Annotated in this window: 20 protein-coding genes and 1 riboswitch; of the genes, 7 read left to right on the forward strand and 13 right to left on the reverse strand. The window is 34.4% G+C overall.

Translation table 11 applies throughout. From position 1 onward, the window contains the following. Positions 1 to 119 precede the first annotated feature (119 nt). A riboswitch (SAM riboswitch) is annotated at positions 120 to 227 on the forward strand. 92 nt (positions 228 to 319) lie between these two features. Beyond that, positions 320 to 871 carry an NADPH-dependent FMN reductase gene (ssuE, locus tag C794_RS16640; protein WP_017798301.1) on the forward strand — a complete coding sequence of 184 codons (552 nt, stop codon included), beginning with the start codon at positions 320 to 322 and terminating at the stop codon, positions 869 to 871. Between the two features lie 201 nt (positions 872 to 1,072). On the opposite strand, the gene C794_RS16645 is transcribed toward ssuE, so the two are convergent. Both C794_RS16645 and C794_RS16650 read right to left on the reverse strand, forming a co-directional pair. Further along, entirely contained in the window at positions 1,073 to 1,657 is a 585-nt protein-coding gene (locus C794_RS16645) for a superoxide dismutase family protein (RefSeq protein ID WP_017798302.1), read from the reverse strand. A gap of 172 nt (positions 1,658 to 1,829) precedes the next feature. Then, positions 1,830 to 2,342, reverse strand: coding sequence for a DoxX family protein (locus C794_RS16650; protein WP_017798303.1), 513 nt, complete (start codon positions 2,340 to 2,342; stop codon positions 1,830 to 1,832). Positions 2,343 to 2,601: 259 nt separating this feature from the next. On the opposite strand from C794_RS16650, the gene C794_RS16655 reads away from it, so the two are divergent. From C794_RS16655 to C794_RS16680, 5 genes are all read left to right on the forward strand, one after another. Beyond that, the gene (locus C794_RS16655) at positions 2,602 to 3,534 is read left to right on the forward strand and encodes an ABC transporter ATP-binding protein (RefSeq protein WP_017798304.1); all 933 of its coding nucleotides are present in this window, start codon (positions 2,602 to 2,604) and stop codon (positions 3,532 to 3,534) included. Beyond that, a complete protein-coding gene (locus C794_RS16660; RefSeq protein WP_017798305.1) occupies positions 3,527 to 4,738 on the forward strand; it encodes an ABC transporter permease in 1,212 nt (403 codons plus the stop codon). The genes C794_RS16655 and C794_RS16660 overlap by 8 nt, the downstream gene beginning before the upstream one ends. A 747-nt stretch (positions 4,739 to 5,485) precedes the next feature. Further along, positions 5,486 to 6,025 carry a flavodoxin family protein gene (locus tag C794_RS16670; protein WP_017798307.1) on the forward strand — a complete coding sequence of 180 codons (540 nt, stop codon included), beginning with the start codon at positions 5,486 to 5,488 and terminating at the stop codon, positions 6,023 to 6,025. Positions 6,026 to 6,273: 248 nt separating this feature from the next. Next, positions 6,274 to 7,410 carry an N-acetylmuramoyl-L-alanine amidase family protein gene (locus tag C794_RS16675; RefSeq protein ID WP_017798308.1) on the forward strand — a complete coding sequence of 379 codons (1,137 nt, stop codon included), beginning with the start codon at positions 6,274 to 6,276 and terminating at the stop codon, positions 7,408 to 7,410. 142 nt (positions 7,411 to 7,552) lie between these two features. Further along, complete coding sequence (locus tag C794_RS16680) at positions 7,553 to 8,830, forward strand: hypothetical protein (protein ID WP_017798309.1); 1,278 nt, start codon at positions 7,553 to 7,555, stop codon at positions 8,828 to 8,830. A gap of 238 nt (positions 8,831 to 9,068) precedes the next feature. Here the strand turns inward: C794_RS16680 and C794_RS16685 are convergent, their stop codons facing one another. From C794_RS16685 to C794_RS16720, 8 genes are all read right to left on the reverse strand, one after another. Continuing rightward, positions 9,069 to 10,112, reverse strand: coding sequence for a ribonucleotide-diphosphate reductase subunit beta (locus tag C794_RS16685; protein WP_017798310.1), 1,044 nt, complete (start codon positions 10,110 to 10,112; stop codon positions 9,069 to 9,071). After that, a complete protein-coding gene (locus C794_RS16690) occupies positions 10,093 to 10,521 on the reverse strand; it encodes a flavodoxin (protein WP_017798311.1) in 429 nt (142 codons plus the stop codon). The genes C794_RS16685 and C794_RS16690 overlap by 20 nt, the downstream gene beginning before the upstream one ends. Before the next feature lie 2 nt (positions 10,522 to 10,523). Further along, on the reverse strand, positions 10,524 to 12,758 hold the full coding sequence (locus C794_RS16695; RefSeq protein WP_017798312.1) for a ribonucleoside-diphosphate reductase subunit alpha: 2,235 nt from the start codon (positions 12,756 to 12,758) through the stop codon (positions 10,524 to 10,526). A gap of 821 nt (positions 12,759 to 13,579) precedes the next feature. Beyond that, complete coding sequence (locus tag C794_RS16700) at positions 13,580 to 14,173, reverse strand: DUF421 domain-containing protein (protein WP_017798313.1); 594 nt, start codon at positions 14,171 to 14,173, stop codon at positions 13,580 to 13,582. A 388-nt stretch (positions 14,174 to 14,561) separates the two neighbouring features. Further along, positions 14,562 to 16,619, reverse strand: a complete 2,058-nt coding sequence (locus tag C794_RS16705; RefSeq protein WP_017798314.1) for a catalase — start codon at positions 16,617 to 16,619, stop codon at positions 14,562 to 14,564. Between the two features lie 91 nt (positions 16,620 to 16,710). Further along, positions 16,711 to 17,346: a spore coat protein gene (locus tag C794_RS16710; RefSeq protein WP_017798315.1), complete on the reverse strand. Its 636-nt coding sequence runs from the start codon at positions 17,344 to 17,346 to the stop codon at positions 16,711 to 16,713. Positions 17,347 to 17,620: 274 nt separating this feature from the next. Beyond that, positions 17,621 to 18,148, reverse strand: a complete 528-nt coding sequence (locus C794_RS16715; RefSeq protein ID WP_017798316.1) for a hypothetical protein — start codon at positions 18,146 to 18,148, stop codon at positions 17,621 to 17,623. Positions 18,149 to 18,157: 9 nt separating this feature from the next. Then, positions 18,158 to 19,327: a ParM/StbA family protein gene (locus C794_RS16720; RefSeq protein WP_017798317.1), complete on the reverse strand. Its 1,170-nt coding sequence runs from the start codon at positions 19,325 to 19,327 to the stop codon at positions 18,158 to 18,160. Positions 19,328 to 19,707: 380 nt separating this feature from the next. Here C794_RS16720 and C794_RS19965 point away from each other — a divergent pair, with 380 nt between their 5' ends. Beyond that, positions 19,708 to 20,985: a GGDEF domain-containing protein gene (locus tag C794_RS19965; protein ID WP_017798318.1), complete on the forward strand. Its 1,278-nt coding sequence runs from the start codon at positions 19,708 to 19,710 to the stop codon at positions 20,983 to 20,985. A 103-nt stretch (positions 20,986 to 21,088) separates the two neighbouring features. On the opposite strand, the gene C794_RS16730 is transcribed toward C794_RS19965, so the two are convergent. The 3 genes from C794_RS16730 to C794_RS16740 all read right to left on the reverse strand — a co-directional run bounded on the left by C794_RS16730 (position 21,089) and on the right by C794_RS16740 (position 24,565). Continuing rightward, the gene (locus tag C794_RS16730; RefSeq protein WP_017798319.1) at positions 21,089 to 21,562 is read right to left on the reverse strand and encodes a GNAT family N-acetyltransferase; all 474 of its coding nucleotides are present in this window, start codon (positions 21,560 to 21,562) and stop codon (positions 21,089 to 21,091) included. 62 nt (positions 21,563 to 21,624) lie between these two features. Next, positions 21,625 to 22,692, reverse strand: a complete 1,068-nt coding sequence (gene rlmN / locus C794_RS16735; RefSeq protein ID WP_017798320.1) for a dual-specificity RNA methyltransferase RlmN — start codon at positions 22,690 to 22,692, stop codon at positions 21,625 to 21,627. A 388-nt stretch (positions 22,693 to 23,080) separates the two neighbouring features. Beyond that, on the reverse strand, positions 23,081 to 24,565 hold the full coding sequence (locus C794_RS16740; protein ID WP_017798321.1) for a glutamate synthase subunit beta: 1,485 nt from the start codon (positions 24,563 to 24,565) through the stop codon (positions 23,081 to 23,083). Positions 24,566 to 24,582: the final 17 nt, after the last annotated feature.

Below are 24,582 nucleotides of genomic sequence, written 5' to 3' on the forward strand. Positions count from 1 at the left end.
ATTATTTAGTTTGTTTCAACGATAATAATACAAGCTGATAGAATTGTCAATTAAATTTCCTCACAAAACAAAGTTGACTTATCGGGATTGATATATTAGAATATATAAAAAATTAATACATCTTATCAAGAGAAGCCGAGGGACCTGGCCCGTTGACGCTTCAGCAACCTCTAATTTCATTAGAAAGGTGCTACCTCCAGCAAGTTATATTTCTTGAAAGATAAGAGCCCAGATTAAAAAAAATCCGCGACGCTCTTATTTGTTAAGCTTATCGCGGGTTTTCTTATATTCTAATTTATTTTCAAAGGAGATAGGTAAAATGAACAACATTGTGACATTGTCCGGCAGCCCCTCCGAACTATCTAGGTCAGAAAAGGTCTTACATTATTTAGGTGATCAACTAATCCAACAGAAATTTTCTGTAACCCATATTTCTGTTAAAGATGTGCCGTATGAAGATTTATTTACAGGGAATTTTCAAAGTGCGGCTATTAAGAATATAACCCAAAAAATCCAAGTGGCAGATGGTGTCATCGTTGGTTCTCCTGTCTATAAAGGAGCATATTCGGGTGTTTTGAAAGCTTTAATTGATCTATTGCCCCAGGATGCACTTAAACACACACCAGTCTTACCAATTATGACAGGGGGCAGCCCTGCACATTTATTAGCGGTTGAGTACACATTAAAACCTGTTCTCGCAACTTTAAAAGCACATAACCTCAAAGGATTATATTTTTTAGATGAACAAATAGATAAACAACACGAAATCCCTATTATCGATAATAATATCTTACAACGAGCAAAGAAACAGGTGGACTATTTTGCACAAATGGTTGAAGGAACTTCGACACAAGCATTAACAACTTATTGAGGAGACTTTAATCAATGAATAAACGAATTTCTTTAACGTTTTTGATACGATGTATCAATACTGGTCTATGGAGACATACCCAGGACCAATCTCATATATACAAATACAGTCTTCCACCAAACACAATTATAATAAAGTAGAAAAGAGACTAGGAACATTTATTCTTTGTCCTAGTCTCTTAAAGTTTAAGAATGGAATTAATTATTCTCCTATTACACCACACGCAATACGATCTCCTGCGTCACCAGATGGTTGAGACCTATAATCATCTGGACCGGAATGAATCATTAATGAGGTTCCTTGCTCTGTATACAATGTATTCTCCGTATCAGCTTGTAAAGTCACCATTGGAGCATCAACTTCTGCCTGAACGGTTCCGTCTTCATTTACGGTGATGTTCTCTAAATCACCTGCATGAGGTCCTTCTGGATGATTAAATCCGTGCTTAGCATTTGTTGGGTTATAATGCGAGCCAGCTGATTCAAAATCTGGCAATTCACATTTACCTACTTCATGAATATGAAAACCATGTTCTCCTGCTGGTAAATCTTCACCCTCTAATGAAATATGAACTCCTTCTTCACCTTCTGTTAATGTAGCTGTTCCAACAACTTGTCCTTCGTTATTTTCTAGTGAGACTAAAACCTCTTCCTCTGCAGTTGCATTCGATTCTACTGCTTCCTCACCCTTATCCTGATTTTCTTGCCCTGTTTGATCATCGTTACATGCTATCAGTAACAGGGTAATTAACATAAACGACAATACATATACCCATTGTTTTTTCACTATGTTTACTCCTTTCGTTGAAGATATGAATATATAATTATTACCTATATCTATCATTCACAACTTAGCTTAGATTTAAACGCGAAATTTGGCATAATATGTAATTGTAAAATCCATTATAATTATTTAAAAAACTCCCAAACTATTCGTTTGGGAGTTTTAGATTCCTATTTTAAGCAGCTACTGTTGTTTTATTTTGTTTCTGTTTTCTATTTTTCCAAGTTTGTTTCATATATGGCATTACCCAACGATCTAATCCGTATTTACCAGCATTTGCTCCAGCTACGATGATGAAGATTGTCAGTAACACCATCTGTGCATTGGTGCTGACTGTTCCACTAAATAAGAATGCGAAGTTCATGGTGATACCCATTAAAGCAGCGAAGTTTGTGAATAATCCAAGAATTAATGCTATACCTACTAATACTTCTCCCCACATTACTAAAACTGTAAATAAATCGGCATTTGGTAGAGCAACTGCTTCTAAAAAGGCACCCCACCAAGCTTGAACTGTTGGATGTTCACCACCAGTTTGAGCAACAGCTCCTTGCAAGAATCCACTCGCATCAAATTCTCCCCCCATTAATTTACCTAAACCACTGGTTAACCAAACATAACCTATATACACTCGAATAATTGTCCATAACCCTGCAGCTACTTTATGATTTCTAATAAAATTCATCATTGCCTTTTCACTCCTTATTTGGAATTAAATGAATTAATAACATTTGTTCAACATTTCACATATTGTTTTATAGGATATCCTTATCACACTTTTATAATAGCACCTTCTTGTTATTGGAACCACATTTTGTGAATGTTTTCACATATTAGTAACAAAGTAGTGAATACTTTTTGAACAATTAAAATTAAATTGAAACTTTTCACATAAGTAAAGCGTACTTATACTATCGATGAATAAATTCAATCAAGGAGGTAATTGAATGGAGCCTTTATTACATGTTCATAACTTGAAAAAGTCTTTTAAAGATAAACAAGCTTTAAAAGGAATTTCATTCGAAGTTCACCGTGGTGAAATCATGGCTATTCTTGGTCCTAATGGTGCAGGAAAATCTACTACAATTCGTAATATTATGGGAATTATGTACCCTGATAGTGGAACTGTTCAGTTTAATTATAATGGGAAAGGAATACCTAAAAATAAAATCGGATATTTACCTGAAGAGAGAGGATTGTACAAAAATGTAAAAGTCATGGATATTCTATTATATTTAGCAGATTTAAAGGATTATCCAATTCAACAAGCAAAAGAAAGAGTACTTTATTACTTAAAAAAATTTGATTTAGAAGGAAAAGAAAATGTATCTATAGAAGAATTGTCCAAGGGGATGGGACAAAAAGTACAATTCATTGGTTCAATTATCCATGAACCTGATTTATTAATTTTAGATGAACCTTTTTCAGGATTGGATCCGGTCAGTCAGGACATTTTTAAAGACGAGATCTCACAACTTGCCGCTAACGGAACAGCAATCTTACTTTCCTCTCACCAAATGAATTTGGTAGAAGAAATGTGTGATCGATTGTTTATGATCCAAAACGGACAAAAAGTAATATATGGTACATTAGATGATGTGAAAAAACAATATGCTAACTTTAAATGTACAATTTCAGGGAAAAATAGCACTGAACAGCTACAAACAATTCCTAACGTTGACCGAATTGAACAAAATGGAGATACGACTATTCTCCATCTTAATCAAGATGTAAATCCACCTCTTTGGTTACGTCAATTACCTGAGGATTTACATATTTCAGAACTGAAGCTTAATCGTATCTCACTCCACGAGATATTTATTGATATCGCTACCAACCAACATCTAATAAAGAAAGGAGAAGGTGAGATTTATGTATAATGCTTGGAAAGTTGCCAAATGGGAAATAAAACGTAATCTAAAGAATAAAACATTTGTGATTGGTCTATTTATCTCTCCTCTTTTACTTCTTTTATTTTATTTCATCGGTAGTCTATTTTCAGATTCAAATGAATCCGAACAAATGACAGTATATGTAAATGATCAAATGGAAGTATTTTCAGAGTTTGAAAACATTGTAGATCAGCAAGGATTGGATTGGCAGATAGAATCTACAGATGTAAGTCAAGCAGAACTAGATGAAGTCGAAGAGGATAATACTGCATATCTGTTTATTTTTGAAGATGCAATACAGTCAGGTTTTGTCCCAATGCATTTAAGCGAAGATATTGATCCTGCTTTTATTGGCCAAGTCCAATCGTTAAGTGCTCCGCTCCAAGCAATGAGAGCTACAGACTCTGGACTCTCTAATCAAGAAGCTGAGCAGTTATTACAACCAGTTGTCTTTATAGATGAGACAACGATTGATGCAAATGAAGAATCGGAAGCAATGGCGGATACCCTTCAACAAATCGTACCAGGTATTTTCGCAGGAGTAATTATGCTTTCCATTGTGTTTACTGGAATGGCGATTTTCCAAAGCGCTTCGCAAGAAAAGAAGGATAAAATCGCAGAAATCATTTTATCTTCATTAACTCCATCAGAACTTATGCAAGGAAAAATTATTGGTTACTTTGTACTTGGATTAATTCAAGTTGTCGTATTTATTGGTATCATTCTTCCAGTTGCTGTATGGCAACTCGATATTCCTCTTTTGGAGTATATATTCGTACCTGAAACCATCCTATTAGTATTTATTGCTCTATTAAGCTATTTAATGTTTGCTGCTATTTTTGTAGGAATTGGTGCAACAATGGCTGATGTCTCTACCGCTGGAAACTTCCAGGGCATGGTAATGATGCTTCCATTCTTACCATTCATTTTAGCCGGTCCAGTCATCAGTGATCCAAATGGGATTGTCGCAACTGTAAGTACGTATATACCTTTTACTTCTCCTGGGGTACTACTGTTACGGCTTACCTTTTTAGAAGAGTGGCCATGGATAGAAATTATAATTGCATTAGCCATTTTAATTGTGAGCATTATTATATTTATGAAGCTAGCAGGTAAAATCTTTCAAGTTGGTATTCTTATGTATGGTAAGAATGCAACGCCTAAAGAAATTTGGAAATGGATACGAGCGTAAAATAAAAAGTGTGAGTGATTTCCATAGGGACAGTCTCATCTATTCCCTGCTGGATTCACTCACATTTACATTTTCATAGTAATGAATTTTAAAAGTGCAAGATATAGATAGTAAAAATTATTCTGAATGATCAACAAATAGTTCTCCTATTTGCTCGCGTTTTTCTTGTGCTTTAGCGTGGAGAGGTGAATTGCGGATATTTGATTCAATTTCCTGATACTGTTCCTTCGACGTATAAGCTCAAATAGCTGTTATTTCTGTTTGCTTTTCATTCACCCACCTACCGATTAACTTACTTCCGTGTTCTAACTGATTAGGCAGTAAATATTTGTGAAAAAAATTATTAAAAACAGCTAAATTTTCGGATTTGATTTTGTATGTTTTCTTACGATAAATTATTTCCATTCACCTTTCTTTCATTTTATATGGAGTCGATACATATACTGCATATAAGAAAAATTAGAGCAAACCTTGCTAGCTAAGACTTTTCCTTGAAGCAACAAGGCTGAGACAAAAGTATAGATACGAGATCAGTAGGAGCAATTAACATTTTCCACAAGCATAAGTTTATCTAAGTCTTTGTCTGTTGACGCCTTGCCAATCGCTCACAATTCTTTTAAAACAGAATTATACGATGTTAACTTAGGTACGAGGTGCTTAAAACTGGACAAAGATATTACTCTAAAACAGCAGTCTATTTACACAAATTTATACCAAAAGACATTTCCCTTAATGAGGAGGATATACATGAGTGTAATTGTTTTTCACGGTTCAACAAGGGAGCATGGAAATACAGAATTATTAACCTATCGTGCTGTCCCAAAGGAAGTAGGTACACATATATATTTACGAGAGTACCAAATCGAGCCAATTGTTGATCAGCGCCATGATGAAGAAGGATTTGATAAAATAGAAGACGATCATCAATTACTGATTGATCAATTGTTGCAACACGATACGATTGTTTTTGCTACCCCTATTTATTGGTATAGTATGTCAACACCAATGAAGCTTTTTATTGATCGTTGGTCGCAAATATTAAGACATCCTAATTATGCGCATTTCAGAGAAGCTTTATCTAAAAAGGACGTATATGCAATAATTGTTGGTGGAGATACTCCACAGATTAAAGGTTTACCTTTAGTACAACAATTTCAATATATTTGTCAGTTTTATCAGATGAATTTTAAAGGATACGTTATTGGAAAAGCAAGTAAACCAGGGGAGATCACAATTGATCATCAGGCATTACAAGCTGCCTCCCACCTTTTACCTTCAATCAAATAATTTTTATTGATTTTTCTAAAGAACAATCCCCTATCCGTCGATAATAAGAGATGATTCTAAAATTGCTGGGACCTAAGTGAGAATCTAATTTCCTATAAGAGGGAAAAATGTAAGCTAATATTCCCTCTCTCGCGTTACTTTAAATAGGATGTTGTATTTGTTTTTTTATAATTATGTTTATTCTCATTATTTTTAGGTTATCCTAAGACTATCATAGAATCTAGTAATCTCAAAAAGGGGAGGAACCGATGAATAAGAAAACATCTATTACAACATTATTTTGCATGGCATTGATGATTGTCATGTTTAGCTATTTAGTATCACCTGTTATCACTTATGCTAATGATACAGAAACATATGAAGTTAGCTCTTCTACTTTAAATATTCGTAGTGCTCCTTCTAATGATTCTAGAATTGTAGGTCAGTTTGTCAAAGGCAATCAGCTTACGACTTTTAAAGAGCAATATGGATGGGTTCAAACTTATTATGGTGGAAAAGAAGTTTGGGTAGCGAAGCATCATTTAACGCCAGTTTCTACTTCTAGCTCAGCTTCTACTTCGCCTGAAATGAAAGAGAACTTAACTGTAACTGTTGCAGCAGAAAGTGTAATGATTCGTGCTGGAGCTGGTACGAATTATAAAAATACACACTCTGTCTATCAAGGTGATGAATTTGATGTGATTTCTTCTGAGGGTGATTGGTACCAAATTAAGTTACAAAATGGAGAAACAGGTTGGATTGCTTCTTGGTTAACTACAGAAGTTGGAGGAGTTGTTAGCGAGGAGACTTCGAGTAGTAGTCAAGAGAACATTAGTAATCCTCCACAACAACAACCAGCAAGTTCAGGTTCTCTAGCTGGTTATACCATTGTTATCGACCCTGGGCATGGTGGTAAGGATCCTGGGGCAATTGGTATTGGAGATGTTCAGGAGAAAGATATCGTGTATAGCACTTCCAACCATGTAGTGAATCAATTAAAAGAAGCTGGAGCGAATGTAATTACTACTAGAAGTGGCGATTATTTTGTTTCTTTAGAAGAACGTGTACGGATTAGTAATGACTATCAAACAGATGCATTTATAAGTATACATTTTGATTCATTCCCATTGCTATCTGTTAGCGGAACAACAGCTTATTATGCTCATAAGGATGATCAGCCTTTAGCAGCTGATATTCAGTCTTCTATTGCTTCTTCTGTAGAACTTACTAACCGTGGTTCGATGCATGCAAACTATAAGGTGTTAAGAGACACAAACGCCCCGTCTGTATTAGTTGAACTTGGTTTTATTAGTAATCAATATGATGTTTCAATTGTGCAAACAAATGATTATCAACAGAGAGTAGCAACAGCAATTACTAATGGACTCATTCAATACTTCAAGTAATAATATAATGTTTACTGAACTATCATCTCCGGAGGGTAGTTCATTTTTTATTGTACTAAGAATTCGGCTTTGGCTTTACTTTTGTAGTACACGAAAACAATGCTATACTGTGGTTAAGCTATAATATGAATTGAGGGTAAATATGAATAAAAAAGTGAAACAACTTATTGAAGATACGAAGAATAAGTGGCTTCTATCGAATTATACTTTAGAATCACATTCATTTTTCCAAGAAAAATTGGACTCACACAAACCAGGATTCGTATTGTCGATGACTTGGAAACCTAGCAGTTCTGCAACTAATGATAATACAGAAGAAGTTGCTGAATTAAGTACGATTAACATTGATTTAAATTTAGATTCCGGCAATGTTCGTCGTATGTTATTTACTAATTATAATAACAATTTAGAAGAGAATCTCTTTCCAAATCAAGAGGATACAGAAACTATTATTGAGTGGGTTGAGATACAATCTGGATTAGAATTTGGAAGACAATTTACATTAATCGATCAAAGTGAAACAGAATTAACATTCCAAGCATCTGTGGATAACATTTCCGTTTTCCCTTCTGGATCAATACAAATTAAATTTAATGAAGAAGGAAAGCTAGTTCAATTTACAACAGACGGCGTATTCCCAGATGAATCACAACTCAACTGGGAGCCGTTTGCTTTAACAAGCGATATCATCAACCCAATTGCAGAAGAACAAATTCAATTAATAGAGATCCCATCTGAAGAGAAAGAAGCTTGGATCCCTATCTTTGTTGTTTCATCTGTATTTATAACAAATGATGGTAATAAAGCATTATCTTATAATGAGGTGGAACGGCCAAACTCCTATATTGGAAAAGATACAGTTTTACGTTGGACAGAGCCAAAAGAAGGGACGTTACAAACCGTTAATCTGGAACCAAAATTAGAATTTTCAGAAGCAGAAGTATTTAGCCAAGCAGACATAATTAATAATGATCTACCTATTTCCAAAGAGTATCAACTTACCATTACCGAGAAGATTATTCATTTTTTACAAATGAATTATCCACAAGATAGCGGAAAATGGAGACTAACCGGATTATGGCGAGATGCTGGTTATATTATCGGTCAATTATTACCTGTGGAAAAAGATAGTAAAGTAATAGAACATAAGATAAATGTTGTTATTGATTCTGAAAAGTTAGATGTACTAAATTATGTTGATACCGAGTCTTTATTAAATATGTATGATTTTCTTAGCCCAGCAAACACTCCAACGTTAACAGAAACCGAAGCTATAGAAAAATTATTACCTGATGTTGATATTTCACCGGTCTATGTATATGACAAATCTACCTCACGTTATCGCCTTTGTGGAAAACTAGATTCTAATTTCGGTATACATGCTGTTACAGGCGAGATAGTATCGCTTGATGTTTTATAGTTTTAAACAAAACTGTACTGAAAGAGTAGAACTTTAAAAGCCGAACTACATGATAGTTGTATCTAACCTCCATCTAATCATGTAGTTCGGTTATTTGTAATTCGCTCTAATATATGTATTACTGTGGATAATTTATTAAGAAAAATCTGTAGCTGCGATAAATCACAGTCTATTTTAACTATATAAAATTACATAGATATCCACAAATTAAAAAAGCGGATTATTAATGTCCGCTTTTTTATAAATCATCAAATCCATTTAAATCACTTGTTTTCGTATACTGACGAGATTTTTGTTCAAAGAAATCTGTTTTCGTACCATCAAAGTTATCCACATATGCACGGACCCACTTCATAGGGTTTTCCACATGTTGTGGATATAATTCTTCTAGTCCCATCATTCTCAACATTTTGTTAGCTCGATACTTGATATAACCATCCATGTCATCCATGTCAATACCTTCTAAATTATTTAACACGTAGTGAGACCATTCTATCTCTAACTCAACAGATTGCTGGAAGCGATCATAGATCCAATCAATAAATTCAGCATTATTGTAAGATGGGTTTTCTGCTAAAGTAGCTCGAAATAGTTCGGTTATAAATCGTCCATGTTCTAACTCATCACGATTAATATAACTAATCATTGTAGAAGTTCCTACCATTTTATTTTGTCTTGCTAAATGGTAGAAGAACGCAAAACCTGAGTAGAAAAACATTCCTTCTAATAGAGAAGTATACACAAGCGTCTTTAACATATTTTCCATACTTGGGTTATCCACAAACGCATTGTATTGTTCTGTTAACTGTTCATTTCTTTTTAATAATAAATCATCTGTTCTTCCTAACTGGAATGCTTCATTTTGTTCATTCCAAGAAACAACGGAAGACAATACATAAGAATAACTTTCATTATGAACTGCCTCTTGTTGGGCTATTACCGCCATAATAGACTGAACAGAAGGATCGGTTGCGTATAAAGAAATTAATAATGCTGTTCTTGTCTGTGGTGCATCCAATGTGGATAACAATCCAATTATTTTTAGGTATGCATCTTGTTCTTCTTTACTTAATGTGGAAAACTGCTTAACATCGCTAGACATATTTACTTCATCTGCTTGCCAATAGTTTCCTACTAATCGTTTGTACATTTTATACCAGTGTGGATAAGCAATATCATTCCAATTTAGGATTCCACTTGATTCTCCACCAAACAGCTTTGTGGATTTATTAGGATTTCTAGGCTCTAATGTTTTTGCTTTCTCAAGCATAACTTTTTGCATGATGTAACACTCCTTCTAGCCAATCATATACAGCTCGTTGCTGATATCCTCTTGGCGACTGCTCAATTTTTAGTACAGGATGAGAGCTTCCATAAAAAACAGATAACTTATCCACAGCTTTACAGAATAAATCGTCACCACCAAATTGCGTATCTCCCGTTCCGAAGATTACCATATTTGATGGTTTATACCCAATTTCCCAGACAAAGTCTTTTACTTCATCTGGTGTTGCTCCTTTCTCCCAAGTAAACGTACCTAGGAACACCAAATCATACGTTTCTGGATGGAAGGGAGCATCGATACCGATTCGATGCAAATCCACTTCAATTCCATCCTTTTGTAAATAATCTCGGATCATCAAAGCAACTTCTTCTGTATTACCACTATAAGTTAGATAGGCTATTATCATCCTCAACTTGAACACCACTCACATTCTTCAATATCATTGGATGTAGAACGTACATAATAGGTAGTTTTTAAACCCTCTCTCCATGCTTGTTTATGGAGATCTAACAATACTGATGCTTTTATTGTGTTTGGAACATAGAAGTTAAAAGAGATACTTTGGTCAATGTGTTTCTGCCGTTTCGCATTTTGTTTTACGGAAAAGCGTTGATCCACAATATACGCAGATCGACGATAAACATTATACGTACGATGATCTAACTCAGGTGCTGTTACAGGAATCTTGAAGTCTTTCTTCTCTTCGTAATAGAATACCTGAAAGATTGGATCGATACTAGCTGTTGAACCAGCAATCATTGCAGTAGTGGAATTTGGAGCTACTGCCATAAGATATCCATTACGCATCCCATGTTGTTTGACATCAGCTTTTAATTCATCCCACTTACTTCCTGTATATCCTTTTTGGTCAAAGTACTCTCCGGTTTGCCATTTGCTTCCTTCATAGACTGGATAATGACCTTTTTCCTTACTTAATTCCATGCTGCTTTGAATAGTTAAATATGCAATTTGTTCATATAATTCATCTGCATACGCAACGGCTTGATCTGACTCCCAAGCAATACCTTTTAGTGCCAATAAATGATGCCAGCCAAACGTTCCTAATCCAATTGCACGATATTTTCTATTTGTAATTTCTGCTTGTTTAATTGGTAATGTATTTATATCAATCACATTATCCAACATACGAACTTGAATTGGAATAAGTCTTTCTAGTACTTCGTTTTTCACTGCTCTACCTAAATTAACAGAACTTAAGTTACAAACCACATAGTCTCCAGACTTAAATTTCTTTACAATTGTATTCTCATTTTCTAAGAACTCTTCTACGAACTCGGTTGGAGATTGATTTTGTGTAATCTCTGTACATAGATTAGAACAATAGATTAAGCCTTCATGGGAATTTGCATTTTGACGATTCACTTCATCACGGTAAAACATAAACGGTGTTCCTGATTCTAATTGTGATTTCATCAAACGTTTCATAATCTCAATAGCAGGCACTTTACGTTTCGATAACGCTTCATTTGCAATACATTCTTCATATTTTCTTCTAAAGCTTCCGCTACCTTTTTGTTCATCATAGAAATCTTCTAGAGAATATCCCATTACTTGTCTTACTTCATGTGGATCAAACAGGTACCAATCTCCGCGATTTTCTACTTGTTCCATAAAGTAATCCGGTAAGCATACACCAGTAAAGATATCGTGAGCACGCATACGATCGTCACCGTTGTTTAACTTTAAATCAAGGAATGACTCAATATCTTGATGCCAAACATCTAAATAAATGGCAATTGCACCTTTTCGAGTACCAAGTTGATCAACACTTACCGCTGTATTATTCAGTTGTTTAATCCATGGTACAACGCCACTCGACATTCCTTTGAATCCTTTAATAGAACTACCTCTTGCACGGATTTTCCCCATATAAACACCAATACCGCCACCGTTTTTAGAGAGCTTAGCAATATCGGTATTGCTATCATAAATAGATTGTAAGCTATCATCGACAGTATCTATGAAACAACTAGATAATTGACCATGTGTCTTTCCAGCATTTGTGAGCGTTGGTGTAGCTACTGTCATATATAAATTACTTAGCGCCCAATATGCTTCTAAAACGTACTCTTGACGTTTGTCTGCTGGTTCATCTTGCATAATATGCATAGCAATGACCATCCATCTTTCTTGAGGTAATTCATACACATTTTTTTCATGATCGGTAGCCAAATAACGAGTCGCTACAGTGTATATTCCGAGATAATTAAATAATTGGTCCCGTTCAGGTTGAATAGCTTTTCCGAACGCTTCAATATCATCTTTAGCATATTTTTGTAAAAGGTTAGGCGTATAAATACCTTTTTCCGTTAATTGTTCTAACAATGCGTAGAAAGAGCCGTAAGACCCTTCTGTATAACCTCTATTTTTGCTAGCTTCACGATATAATTTTTCTACATAGATACGCGCAGCCGCAAAACCCCAATTAGGACTAGCTTCATCCATGTTTTCTAAAGCAACATTAATAAGCGCATCCTCTAACTTAGCTTCTGAACTATTTGTATGAATAATTTTCTCTGCTTTCTCATACCATTCATCTTTGTTTATATTCAGATTTTGACTTGCTTTTTCTACCTTTTGCCAAGCTGATGCTTCCAACGTTGTTCCAATGTCCATTGTCATATTTACGCCCTCCTAAAAATCAAAAATTATGTATAAATAAAAAAACCAATCTCCCTATCTAGAGATCGGTTGTTAATGACAGATAATTTACTCTATCTTCACCATCTCTTCACGAGGAGATATCAAACTACTTCTTGTTAGGTAGTCTCTTAACTTTTTCAGCTTTTGTTAGACCTTCTTAACTTACCATTTGAACATCTAGAAATTCTCGTTCTTCCAGCTAAAAGTTTATTGGAATATTCACTTTATTCCTTTGAAAACCAATGAAACACCATTGTGGCATTGCCTCAACAAGAACACAATATATAGTATTGTTGTTAGTTATCGATTTCTATATCTTGTATTAAACTCTAGCACATAACAATTTTATAATCAATAGATATTAATAATTATATTAAATCATTTTCCAGTAACGAAAACTAATTTTTTACCACTTTTCTATTATGACAAATCAAGCTCAAGAAGGAAACTAATCTGATGATAATGAAACTTTTCTGATATTTTATTTTGCTGATCTATCCTAATAGAACCAACAATACTTGGTTTGTATTTGTTAAATTTTAATATTTTTAATTAATTCGTCATATGACATTCCGATTTAGAGGACTAGCCAGCTCTGATTATAATAGACGGCATCCTCCTACTCAAAATAGCAGATCTTGAAACTTCCATTCAGAAATTATGTATTTTTTTTCAAGCTAGCTAAACAACACTGTTTGCAATGGAAATCAAACAGTGTAACATTCAGATTTCTTATTAATTAAGGTTTATACCTCTTTCATTGCTAGGGAAGCGTTTATTTAATTAGTACAAAAATAAATTTAACGCAAATGTTTGGGAGGACTTGTCTTATGTTCTTTTTGACGTACCTCAACAAATAGTTCATCAGAGAAATCAGCTTGTTTTTCTCTCGGTATATAGTGAAAAAGCATTTGTTTCAATTCTTCAATATCTTTCTTTGTAGCTGGCTTTGCTTCCTCTTTTAATATAAAACCAATTCTTCCATTAGATTCTAACGTTGCCCAGCGAATATCTTTTATGCTAGAAACATTTTGTTGTCGTAAGTTCATTTCCAATTGATCAACAGTTAATCGAAGTTTACGAAGATTTGTTTCATTAAGTAGTCCATCTTCAATCACAACAATAGATTTTCCAGTTAAAAATTTCTCTAACTTATCACTTTTTATTTGTATAAATTCCATAACAATTAAAGTTAATATTAAAATTAGTCCTACACCAATAGTAACCCAAACACTTTTTCCTGCAATAGGTTGTATTAATAATGAGCCAATCCCAATCATAATCACTGTTTGAGCAAGTGTCATTTGTGAGATTGATTTTCGTCCTGCTATACGCAATAGTAAGGTTCCTGCAACTACAATTAATACTGCTTTCCAAATCCAATCCCATTCCATCAATATCATTCCTTTCGGTAATTAGCTTGACTCTGTTGTTTATTTTTATTCATCTAATAAGTCAACTTACGCTACAAACTATTTAAAGTAATTTATTTAAGAAGATTCCTTTTCCCATAGAAAAATCGGTACCTTAACTGTCACACCACATCTTATAAAACTTTTACGTGAAGTTATTTATTTGCATCAAGAAAGGTAAAAATTGATAAAATATATTTATTTTTTGGATATGTAATAAAATAATTAAGTGAAACTTCGTTCTGTGGGAGTGTCGTTCCCACTTACCCACTTTCGCTACTCCTCATTGTCTCAAAGTGGAGATACTCTATTCAGTTACATGCAGGATAAAAAGGAACCTTTTGAATATCTTAGGTCCCTTCTTAAACACTTATGATATTGTTCTATTCCAAAAGCGATGTGCGGCAACTGCGTCTATGAATTGCTTCGAAAAATGCTCCGGTTGGTGAGTACTTATAATGACACCTAATTTACTTGGAAATTGTTTTTGATTAAACCATTGTTCTCCTTCATTAGAGACTCCAATTGGTTTATAGTGATCGAATGCTTCCTGCATAAACATTTTAGCATTTTTCTCAAACATTTTATCCGCTTTGGTTCCTCCTGCAATATACACAGCATCAAACACTACCGATGAATCTGTAACAAACGTATGCATAGATGCTAGTTGACTATTATCATCTGCTAAAATCGGACCTAATTTATCACTTAATATCGCTACTTGAATCCCTGCTGCTTGTATATTTTCAATAATTCTTTTTACTTCGACTCCATTAAATCCTTCTGAAATAATGACAGCAATTTTTCGAGTATTTGGTAACTTAGGTGTGTTTTCTTGACTTAATGCTGGGGAGGATTTTGTCACCTTACTTTGAACATCTGCTGAAGGTACATTTACATCAATTTTTTCTGCAATTGCATTGGCTAGCTCATAATCAACTTTAGCAAACATATCAACCACCTTTTGTTGGATTGGTTTATGTTGCACTTTCCCTAGTTCGAATCGAAAAGCATCAATAATATGTTGTTTTTCAGCATCACTCATACTATTCCAAAATAACTTTGATTGACTAAAATGATCTTCAAAACTTTTGCTTCTTGCCCTAATTTTACGTCCATCGATTTTTTCTTGATAATGAGCAAAACCACCATTCTCTTCATCTACAGTATGGGGTGAATTATTAGCTAGAGAATTATTTCTATAGGAAACCTGTCCTTTATTAATCGTTTGCCGATGAAATCCATCACGTTGATTATTATGGAATGGACATACTGGTCGATTAATTGGTATCTCATGAAAATTCGGACCTCCTAATCGAAGTAATTGTGTATCCGTATAGGAAAACAAACGCGTTTGAAGCAGTGGATCATTTGTAAAATCAATTCCAGACACCACATTACCTACATGAAAAGCGACTTGTTCAGTCTCTGCAAAAACATTATCTACATTTCTGTTTAAAGTCATTTTACCAATAATTCGCACTGGAACATCCTCTTCTGGCCATATTTTAGTTGCATCAAGGATATCAAAATCAAATGCAAATTCGTCTTTTTCTTCTAAAATTTGTACCCCAAGCTCATATTCAGGGTAGTTTCCCATGTTAATCGACTCCCAAAGATCACGACGATTATAATCAGGATCCTTCCCTCCAAGTTTTTGGGCTTCATCCCAAACTAGCGAATGAGTGCCTAGTACTGGTTTCCAATGAAACTTAATAAAATGAGCTTTTCCTTCATCATTAACAAATCGAAATGTGTGTACACCAAAACCTTCCATCATTCGGAAACTCCGAGGAATAGCTCTATCACTCATAAGCCACATAACCATATGGGCAGTCTCCTGGTTTTGAGAAACCCAATCCCAGAATGTATCATGAGCAGCACTTGCTTGAGGCATTTCATTATGTGGTTCTGGCTTTATGGCATGAACTACATCTGGAAATTTTATACCATCTTGAATAAAAAATACTGGAATATTATTCGCCACTAAATCAAAGTTTCCTTCTTCTGTATAGAATTTCGTGGCAAACCCTCTAGCATCTCTAGGTGTATCCATCGATCCTCTAGAACCGACAACGGTAGAAAATCGAACAAAGACAGGTGTTTTTATACTTGGATCTTGTAGAAATTTTGCTTTTGTGTAAGGTTTCATTGACTCATATACTTGAAATTCCCCATGAGCAGCAAAACCACGCGCATGTACAACACGTTCTGGTATACGCTCGTGATCAAAGTGAGTCATTTTCTCACGGAAATGGAAATCTTCTATTAAGGTGGGTCCTCTTTCACCGGCTGTTAAAGATAATTCATCTTCGGTTAACTTAACTCCTTGATTAGTGGTGAGCTCTTTGTCCTCACTATCAGCACTTCGATAATATTCTAACTGATCGTTTTTACTATTTGAATTAATTTCTTTATCTTCATTCATGATCTGAGCAGCTCCTTTCTAAGTACTGTTATTTCAATTGACTAAAAAAGAAAATCTTAAAGCCCCTTCAAAAGAGAAGAGGCATACTCTTTTAATGTAAAGGTGGCTTGTTAGGGTTTTGTGATTGAACATTAGTAGGTGCATATCCTTCCTGCATCTGCATCATATCTTGCGGTGTAAGTTGTGGTACTTGGTAATAACCATGTTTGTTTTGATACAAAGAAATTTCATAAGCCATTTCAATACAGTTTGGAAGTGAATCCGCAAGAACTCTACGTACAACGGGGTTCGTGGTTTCTAATGCTGCTCCAGCTTTGACTGGTACACTTGCTTTAACAGCACTTAACATACCAAGAGCTATTGTTTCATCATTTACTTCTGCTGTTGCTTGCATTGGTTTTTTTGGTTGAGACGCTTTTAATCCATAGGTAAATTGATTATCTTGATTCATTTTATAACTTTGGGTGGGCATTGAAGGATCCTGACCAGTTTTAAAACATTCTAAAGTAATATTATATTCCTCTTTCATAAACGATTTTTGTCGCTCAAGTATATCTCGAAGTTCCGGGTCTCTAATTTGTTCACTCAGAAGTGTATATGTGTTTATAGTATTAATCGAACCTGATAAGACTTCATGAACATCAAACATTTCATGTCCCCCATGATTCATTTGGGGTGGAACAGCACTACTATTCATTTGTTCGTTTTGTTTTTGATTATTTTCCATAATAATCCTCCTCATTAATTTAGTCTTACAATATATGTTGACTACATAAAGAAAAAATATGTATGTTATTTTCTTGTTAATGAAGTTTTAATTAGATAATAAGATTAATTCTGAACTGCTTCGAGCAGTTTTCTTCTCCCTATCTGCCAAATTATTGCCTCTTTTTCACTTCTTCATTTACTATTGTTACCCAATTGATAACAGAAAAGTTTAGGTTTTATTATATTTATCATCAAAAAAGCTGCCGGAAATAAATAATTCCCGACAGCTTTTTCTATTTATTCATACTAGAGAAGAAATCTCCAAGCGGATCCTCTTCCTCTGCTTCTTCCTCTGTAGTTTCTTCGTTGTTATGAACATCTAACTCTCCAATATCGAAGTCATCTATACGAAATTCAGTCGCAGCTGCAGATTCATGAAATTCTACAGGCGGGTCTTCTACGTGCCCTAGGTATTGATCAGCTTCTTCAATATCTTTGTTTAACGTTGTCATTATAGATGTAACTCTTTTTGGGTCTGTTAGAAGCTGATACAAAATAGAGCCAATCATAGCTTCTGAATGCTCATGCTTTAACCAGCTTTTCTGCTCTCTTGTTAATGGTTTAGGCAAAGGAACTGTTACAGTCTCTCTTTCTCGAACTACCGTCTCATGAATACCCTTTAAAACAAAATGTGCTATTTTACTCGAAAAGTTTCTTCTTTCTATATCTTTCAACTGTTGCAATTGTTTTAACAAATAATCTGGGGTGTCAGAGGGTACTCGAAATGTTATCGTTTGACCTCTTTCAATTTTCTTTACCATTTAATCACCTTATTTTGATTTCGTAGTCTTTTTTTCTTTATCTACTTGTGGAGTAGATTTTCGCACAAAGTCGGTGATTAGCTTATAATATGCATTCGCCATCATCCAAATGCTCTCATTTTCATCTTCAAAGAATTCAATATTGTAGCCATCTAATTTATTGTTTAATGCTTTAAGATAATCTTTTAATACAGCCGATCCGCCACCCACAAAGTAGCAAATTTCTGATTGAGAATTTTTCGCCCATACATTTCTTAAATAACGATACTCTTTCTTCGCTAATTCTAACAGTATATGGTCTGTAATATCATGGACATTCGTACGACTTCCTTTTACCATAATATGATTCCGATCATTTTTCCTGGTTATAATGTCTACTACATCTCGACGACTGTCTAATTCTACTCCGTGTTTAGTCCGGATTTCTTCTCGTATTTGTTCCAACGATTCAGACACACCTAAATTAAATCCTTGTGCTTTATCATCATCCACATTCCGATTTCGAATAACAGCAATATCTGTGGATAAACCACCGATATCTTGAATAAGAATTTGTTTATCTATTAAATCTTTGTTGATAACTTTTAAATCATTATCCATTATTAAATTCACATAAGCAGCGAATCCTTCTGGATATACTTTAACTTCATCAAACTTTATATTGACTTTTTTACCTTGATATTTTGGTGTTACAAGAAATTCAACTTGATGAACTGAACTTAATAAGTGGGAACGATAAGCTACGTCTTTTCCTTCTTTTACTTCACGAAGTGGTAAGCCGGTACCTAATGTATAGTTTGCATCAGTTACTCCATTTTTCTCTTCAAAATCACTGGTACTTACAGCATCTAGTGCCAATGAAGTTAACAACATAATCAATGTTTGGTCCTCTTCTGATTTACTACTGCCTTGATCTAACTCTTGTGAATTAGTTGTCTTTGTCGCCAAGCTCCCTACTCTATAAATAAGGTTATTCTCTGATAGGGCAGGAGAGTGAATTCGGATATGTATATTCTCTAGTATCTCCTTATCATCCAACTCTTCAATTCCAATTACTGGTCTTTCTTCTAAATCTGGAGCAATAACATTCGGAATATATAATTCATTTTCTAACTTTCCATAGTTTCCTTTTAAAGCATCATTTCCTACATCTACTGCAGCAATTCTTGATTTTGTCATCATATTACTCCTCTCTTCTATTAACCTACGAATCTAGCATAGCTTTTTTAAATGAAAACCTCAAGTACTAATTTCATAAAGTTTATATTGTTGTATACTTGTAATCTTTTTGAAAACATTGGCGTGTCAATATGTTTTCTTATTTGTTTACATGTATACATTATAAGTTTACTTTTGTTTACTTATTTTGTATACATGTATACAAAAAGCAATGTTGATTACTACCAATTAAAATGAACTTTTTATCCTTTAAAATTAAATTGTTAAATTTTACAATAATTTCTTACAATTACGGTCTTTATGTGCTATTATATTTAAACATAGGTAGAATAGCCTATTATCTATCTACTAAAAAATCAACTTTGGAAAGGATTAATTCTATGTACCGGTTACGCTTTTTTATACTATTTATTTTCGCTTCCGCAATAACTGTTGCATTTATATCTGGACCAATTGATGTTAATATTTCTACTTATCTACTCATCTTTTTAGTATATTTCTTGTTTACAGCTTTATATTCCAATCTGAAAACAATTGTGAGAACTGGGAATGTAAATGTAGACTACAGTATCTCATATAATTTATCTTTAGTTTTATATACTGGACCGCTAGGATTATTTATTTTTGAAGTATTTAGCAGATTTTATGTGTATTTTATTCGTAAGAAAAATGGCACAGCAGATGAAGATGAATTTCTTCATACTTTTTATAACATCGGTGGACCTACTCTTCTTAACGTATTTGGATACTATTGCTTTTTTACTGTCTATCCATATCTTGAACATCTTAAATTTGGTTTCTGGTTTTTATTAATACCTATAGTTATTATGATTGATATTTTATCTTCTATTCTATTACTTATAATATTCCATTTTGCAGGCAATATTAGTACTGGCCAAGATGCATGGGCGTTTATAAAAGGAAAAAGCATGTTAGACACGTTAAAAGGTGCTATTTCCAATGGTTTACTTTTTTTATTTTTAACACAACAACATTGGGAAGCACTTATTGGATTGTTTATACTAAACTACTTAGTAAGCCGATCAGCAGTTCTTCAATCTCGAACTCTACAACATAAGATAGAAAGAGATCGATTTGAACAAATGGCGTATACTGATTTCCTTACAAAACTACATAATCGCACCTATATGAATAAGATAATGAACGAACTCAATGAATCTGAACAGTATGTAGGCATAGTTGTAACCGATATTGATACCTTCAAACGAATTAACGACACGTATAACCACAACGTGGGTGATAAGGTAATTCAACACTTTGCCAACCATATTAAAAGTAAACTTAATCACCATGATTATGTATTTCGTAGTGGTGGAGAAGAATTTACAATTATACTAACAAATAGAACATATGAGGAGTGTCAAAAACTTGTTATGCTTCTAAAAGAAGAAGTAGAACGAACTAGTGCACCAGCAGAATACAGGGGAAATACTATTGATGTAGACTACACTGCTACATTTGGTTTAAATTACTATCGTAGCGAAGAAAACAATGATATTCGAAAAGCCTATATCCAAGCTGACGAACTATTAATCAAGGCGAAAAATAATGGGAAAAATAGAGTACACTTATTCAATAGTACGAGCTCTACCGACCAAGAGGAAATACTAACTATTGAAAATGAAAATCCAACGTAGCAATTAAATAGTCCAGATTTAATTAAAACATTACTCTGGACTATTTAATATAAACTAATATCAAAATTTGCTTCATATGATACTCTCTGAGAAGAATATAATACTATAGTTCAATTATGTACCAACGATCCATAAATGAATGTTCTGAGCCTTCTATTGGACTCGATAATAAAGCAAAGCCATTTTGTTCGTATAATTTATTGGCTTGTATTAGCTCATGTCTGGTTTCTAAGTAACATTGATTATATTTCTTTTTAGCAAAGTCCAAAGCAGTATTTAACAACCTTCTACCAACTCCTTTACCTTGTTGATCTTGGCGGACGTAAAATTTTTGTAATTCACATACACCTTTCTCTATTACATACGGGGCAATACCAATTCCCCCAATTATTTCTTCACCTTCACACGCTACCCAGTACGAAGCATCTTTAATTGAATTATAGTAAGTAGATAAACGGGGTAATTCCGGATCATAATAAGCCGTCCCTTCTCGATCAAGATCTAGCGATTCCAATGAATCTTTTATTAGGTTTTCAATTTGATAATTATCTTTTTCCTCAATTTCTCTAATGAACATGCACCATCTCTCCTCCATATATAAAAAGCTCCCTTATCGAAAAGGAAGCTTTCTTATTAAACTTAGACTGCTTTTGATTTCTTAATTTGTTTACTTCGTAGTTGTCCACATGCTGCGTCAATATCTGCGCCATTTTCCCAACGAACACCGCAGTTAATACCCTGTTCCGTTAATGTTTCATAAAAAGCTTGAATATTTTCTGATTTACTACGACGATAGTCAATATGTTCATCTACCGTATTATATGGAATTAAGTTAACATAAGCAAGATGACGATGATTTTTAATTAAATTCGCTAGTTCTATCGCTTCTTTCTTATGATCATTTACGTCATCTAACATAATGTATTCATACGTAATTCGGCGATTTTTCTTCTGTAAGTAATATTCAACAGATTTCATCAACTTATCTATTGGAAAAGCTCGGTTGATCTTCATTATTTTCGTGCGTAGCTCATCATTAGGTGCATGTAATGAGATAGCCAAGTTTACTTGAATTGGATCGTCTGCAAACTCATAGATTTTATGTGCTAATCCACTAGTAGATACCGTTATATGCCTTGCACCAATATTTAGCCCTCGGTCATCATTGACTGTGTACAAGAAGTCCATGAGATTTTTATAATTATCAAATGGTTCGCCAATCCCCATTACAACAATGTGACTTACTCGTTCCTTTTCACCACGTTCATCGAGATGTTTTTGTACATTCATAATTTGCTCTACAACTTCTCCACTAGAGAGATCCCTACTTTTCCTCAAAAGACCACTAGCACAGAAGGTACAGCCAATATTACAACCGACCTGGGTAGTTACACAAACCGATAAGCCATAATGGAATCGCATCAATACAGTCTCAATTAAGTTCCCATCTTCCAGCTTAAATAAAAACTTTATAGTGCCATCTTGAGATTCTTGGCGTATCTCCTCACCCATTGTATGTAACACAAAGTTATCTTTTAACAATTGAATTGCTGATTGATTCACATTATTCATTTCATCAAAATTATTAATTCTCTTTTTATAAAGCCAATTCCATACTTGTTCTGCACGGAAACGCTTCTCACCGTGTTCCATTAGCCAATCTTTCAACTTTTCATACGTTAAGCCATATATAGATGATTTACTCATCAATAACCCTCATTTCCATTTTTACTCCTACACTATATTACTTGATATAGATTTGTATATCAAATAGTTTTTCAAGAATTTAGCTAATTGAGTCTTTGTTTAATTTCCATTACAGACAGACGAATTCCGTAGACACAGCTTCAATATACTTGAAAAGAAGAACACTTTTAAATGGATCTTCAGCTCGCGCTATTCTGAGCAGAGATAGCCGTCTTTTATTACAATAAACGCCAAAGTTAATGCTATAATTCAAACATTATTATATAACCATCACAAAAGGTTCGTTTTTTAACTTAGCAATTATGAAATTGATTCAATTAAAAATATAAAAGCACTCCCTGTTAATTTTGACTAACAGGAGTGCTTTTAGACATTTTATAATAAATATTTATGGAAGCATCGTATCTCCCATCAAGAAACGATCACACTCCCGTGCCGCTCCTCGACCTTCATTGATCGCCCAAACGATTAGACTTTGTCCTCGTCGCATATCTCCGGCTGCAAAAACACCTTCAATATTCGTTTGAAATTCGCCGTATTTTGCTTTTACAGTAGTACGAGTTGTAGTTTCTACATCTAGAGATTCTATTAGCCCTTGATCTGGACCTTGGAAACCAATAGCAACTAATACTAAATCTGCTGGCCAAACCTTTTCTGTTCCTGGTATTTCTTCACGTATTTTTTTTCCACCTTCATAACGTGTTTTTACATTAATCGTGTGTACTTCTTTAACATGACCATTTTCATCGCCAACAAACTTTGTAGTCTGAACTGCAAAAGCACGTGGATCATCACCAAATTGCGCTTCAGCTTCTTTATGACCATACTCCACACGATGAATTTTCGGATATTGGGGCCATGGATTAGCTTCTTCATCACGTAAGAGATTACGTTTTTCATAGATATCAAATTGTGTAAGACTTTTACAATTATGACGAACTGAGGTAGCAAGACAATCCGTTCCTGTATCACCACCACCAATGACGATAACATCCTTATCTTTTGCAGATATATAATTCCCATCTTCCAAATTAGAATCTAGTAAACTTTCAACATTTGCATGTAAAAAGTCCATAGCAGGATGTACTCCTTTAAGATGACTACCTTCCACTGGCATGTCACGATGTAAGCTTGCTCCGCCACAGAGTACAACAGAATCATATATCTCTTGTAACTCTTCATTGGTAATATCTTTACCAACTTCCGTATTCGTAATAAACTCAATGCCCTCTTGTTCTAAAATGGACACACGCCTGATTACAATATCATAAGATAGTTTCATTTCTGGAATCCCATATGTTAAAAGTCCACCAACGCGCTTGTCTCTCTCATAAACTGTAACAGAATGTCCTGCTTTGTTTAACTGATCGGCTGCAGCTAAACCGGCAGGACCAGACCCAACGATTGCTACACGTTTACCGGTACGGATTTTTGGTGGGTTTGGTACAACCCATCCTTCCTCAAATCCTTTTTCAATAATTGATCTTTCCACCGTACGAATAGCTACCGCAGGTTCATTAATTCCTAACACACACGCGCCTTCGCAAGGCGCCGGACATGCAATCCCAGTGAACTCAGGAAAATTATTCATCTGATGTTCCTTATCTAGTGCTTCTCGCCATTTCCCCTCGTACACTAGGTTATTCCACTCTGGAATTAAGTGATAGACAGGGCAACCTGATGTTACCCCTGCTATCTCAATTCCTTGATGACATGTAGGAACACCACAATCCATACAACGAGCACCTTGTTTTTGCACTTCCTCATCTGACATCGGAGCCGTATAATCGTTCCAGTCTTTAACACGCTCTTGTGGATTTCTGCCAGGACGTGCTTGCCTTTCATACTCCATAAAACCTGTTTGTTTTCCCATCAAAAGCCTCCCTTTCT

The sequence above is a fragment of the Oceanobacillus kimchii X50 genome, from assembly GCF_000340475.1.
Lineage (GTDB): Bacteria > Bacillota > Bacilli > Bacillales > Amphibacillaceae > Oceanobacillus > Oceanobacillus kimchii.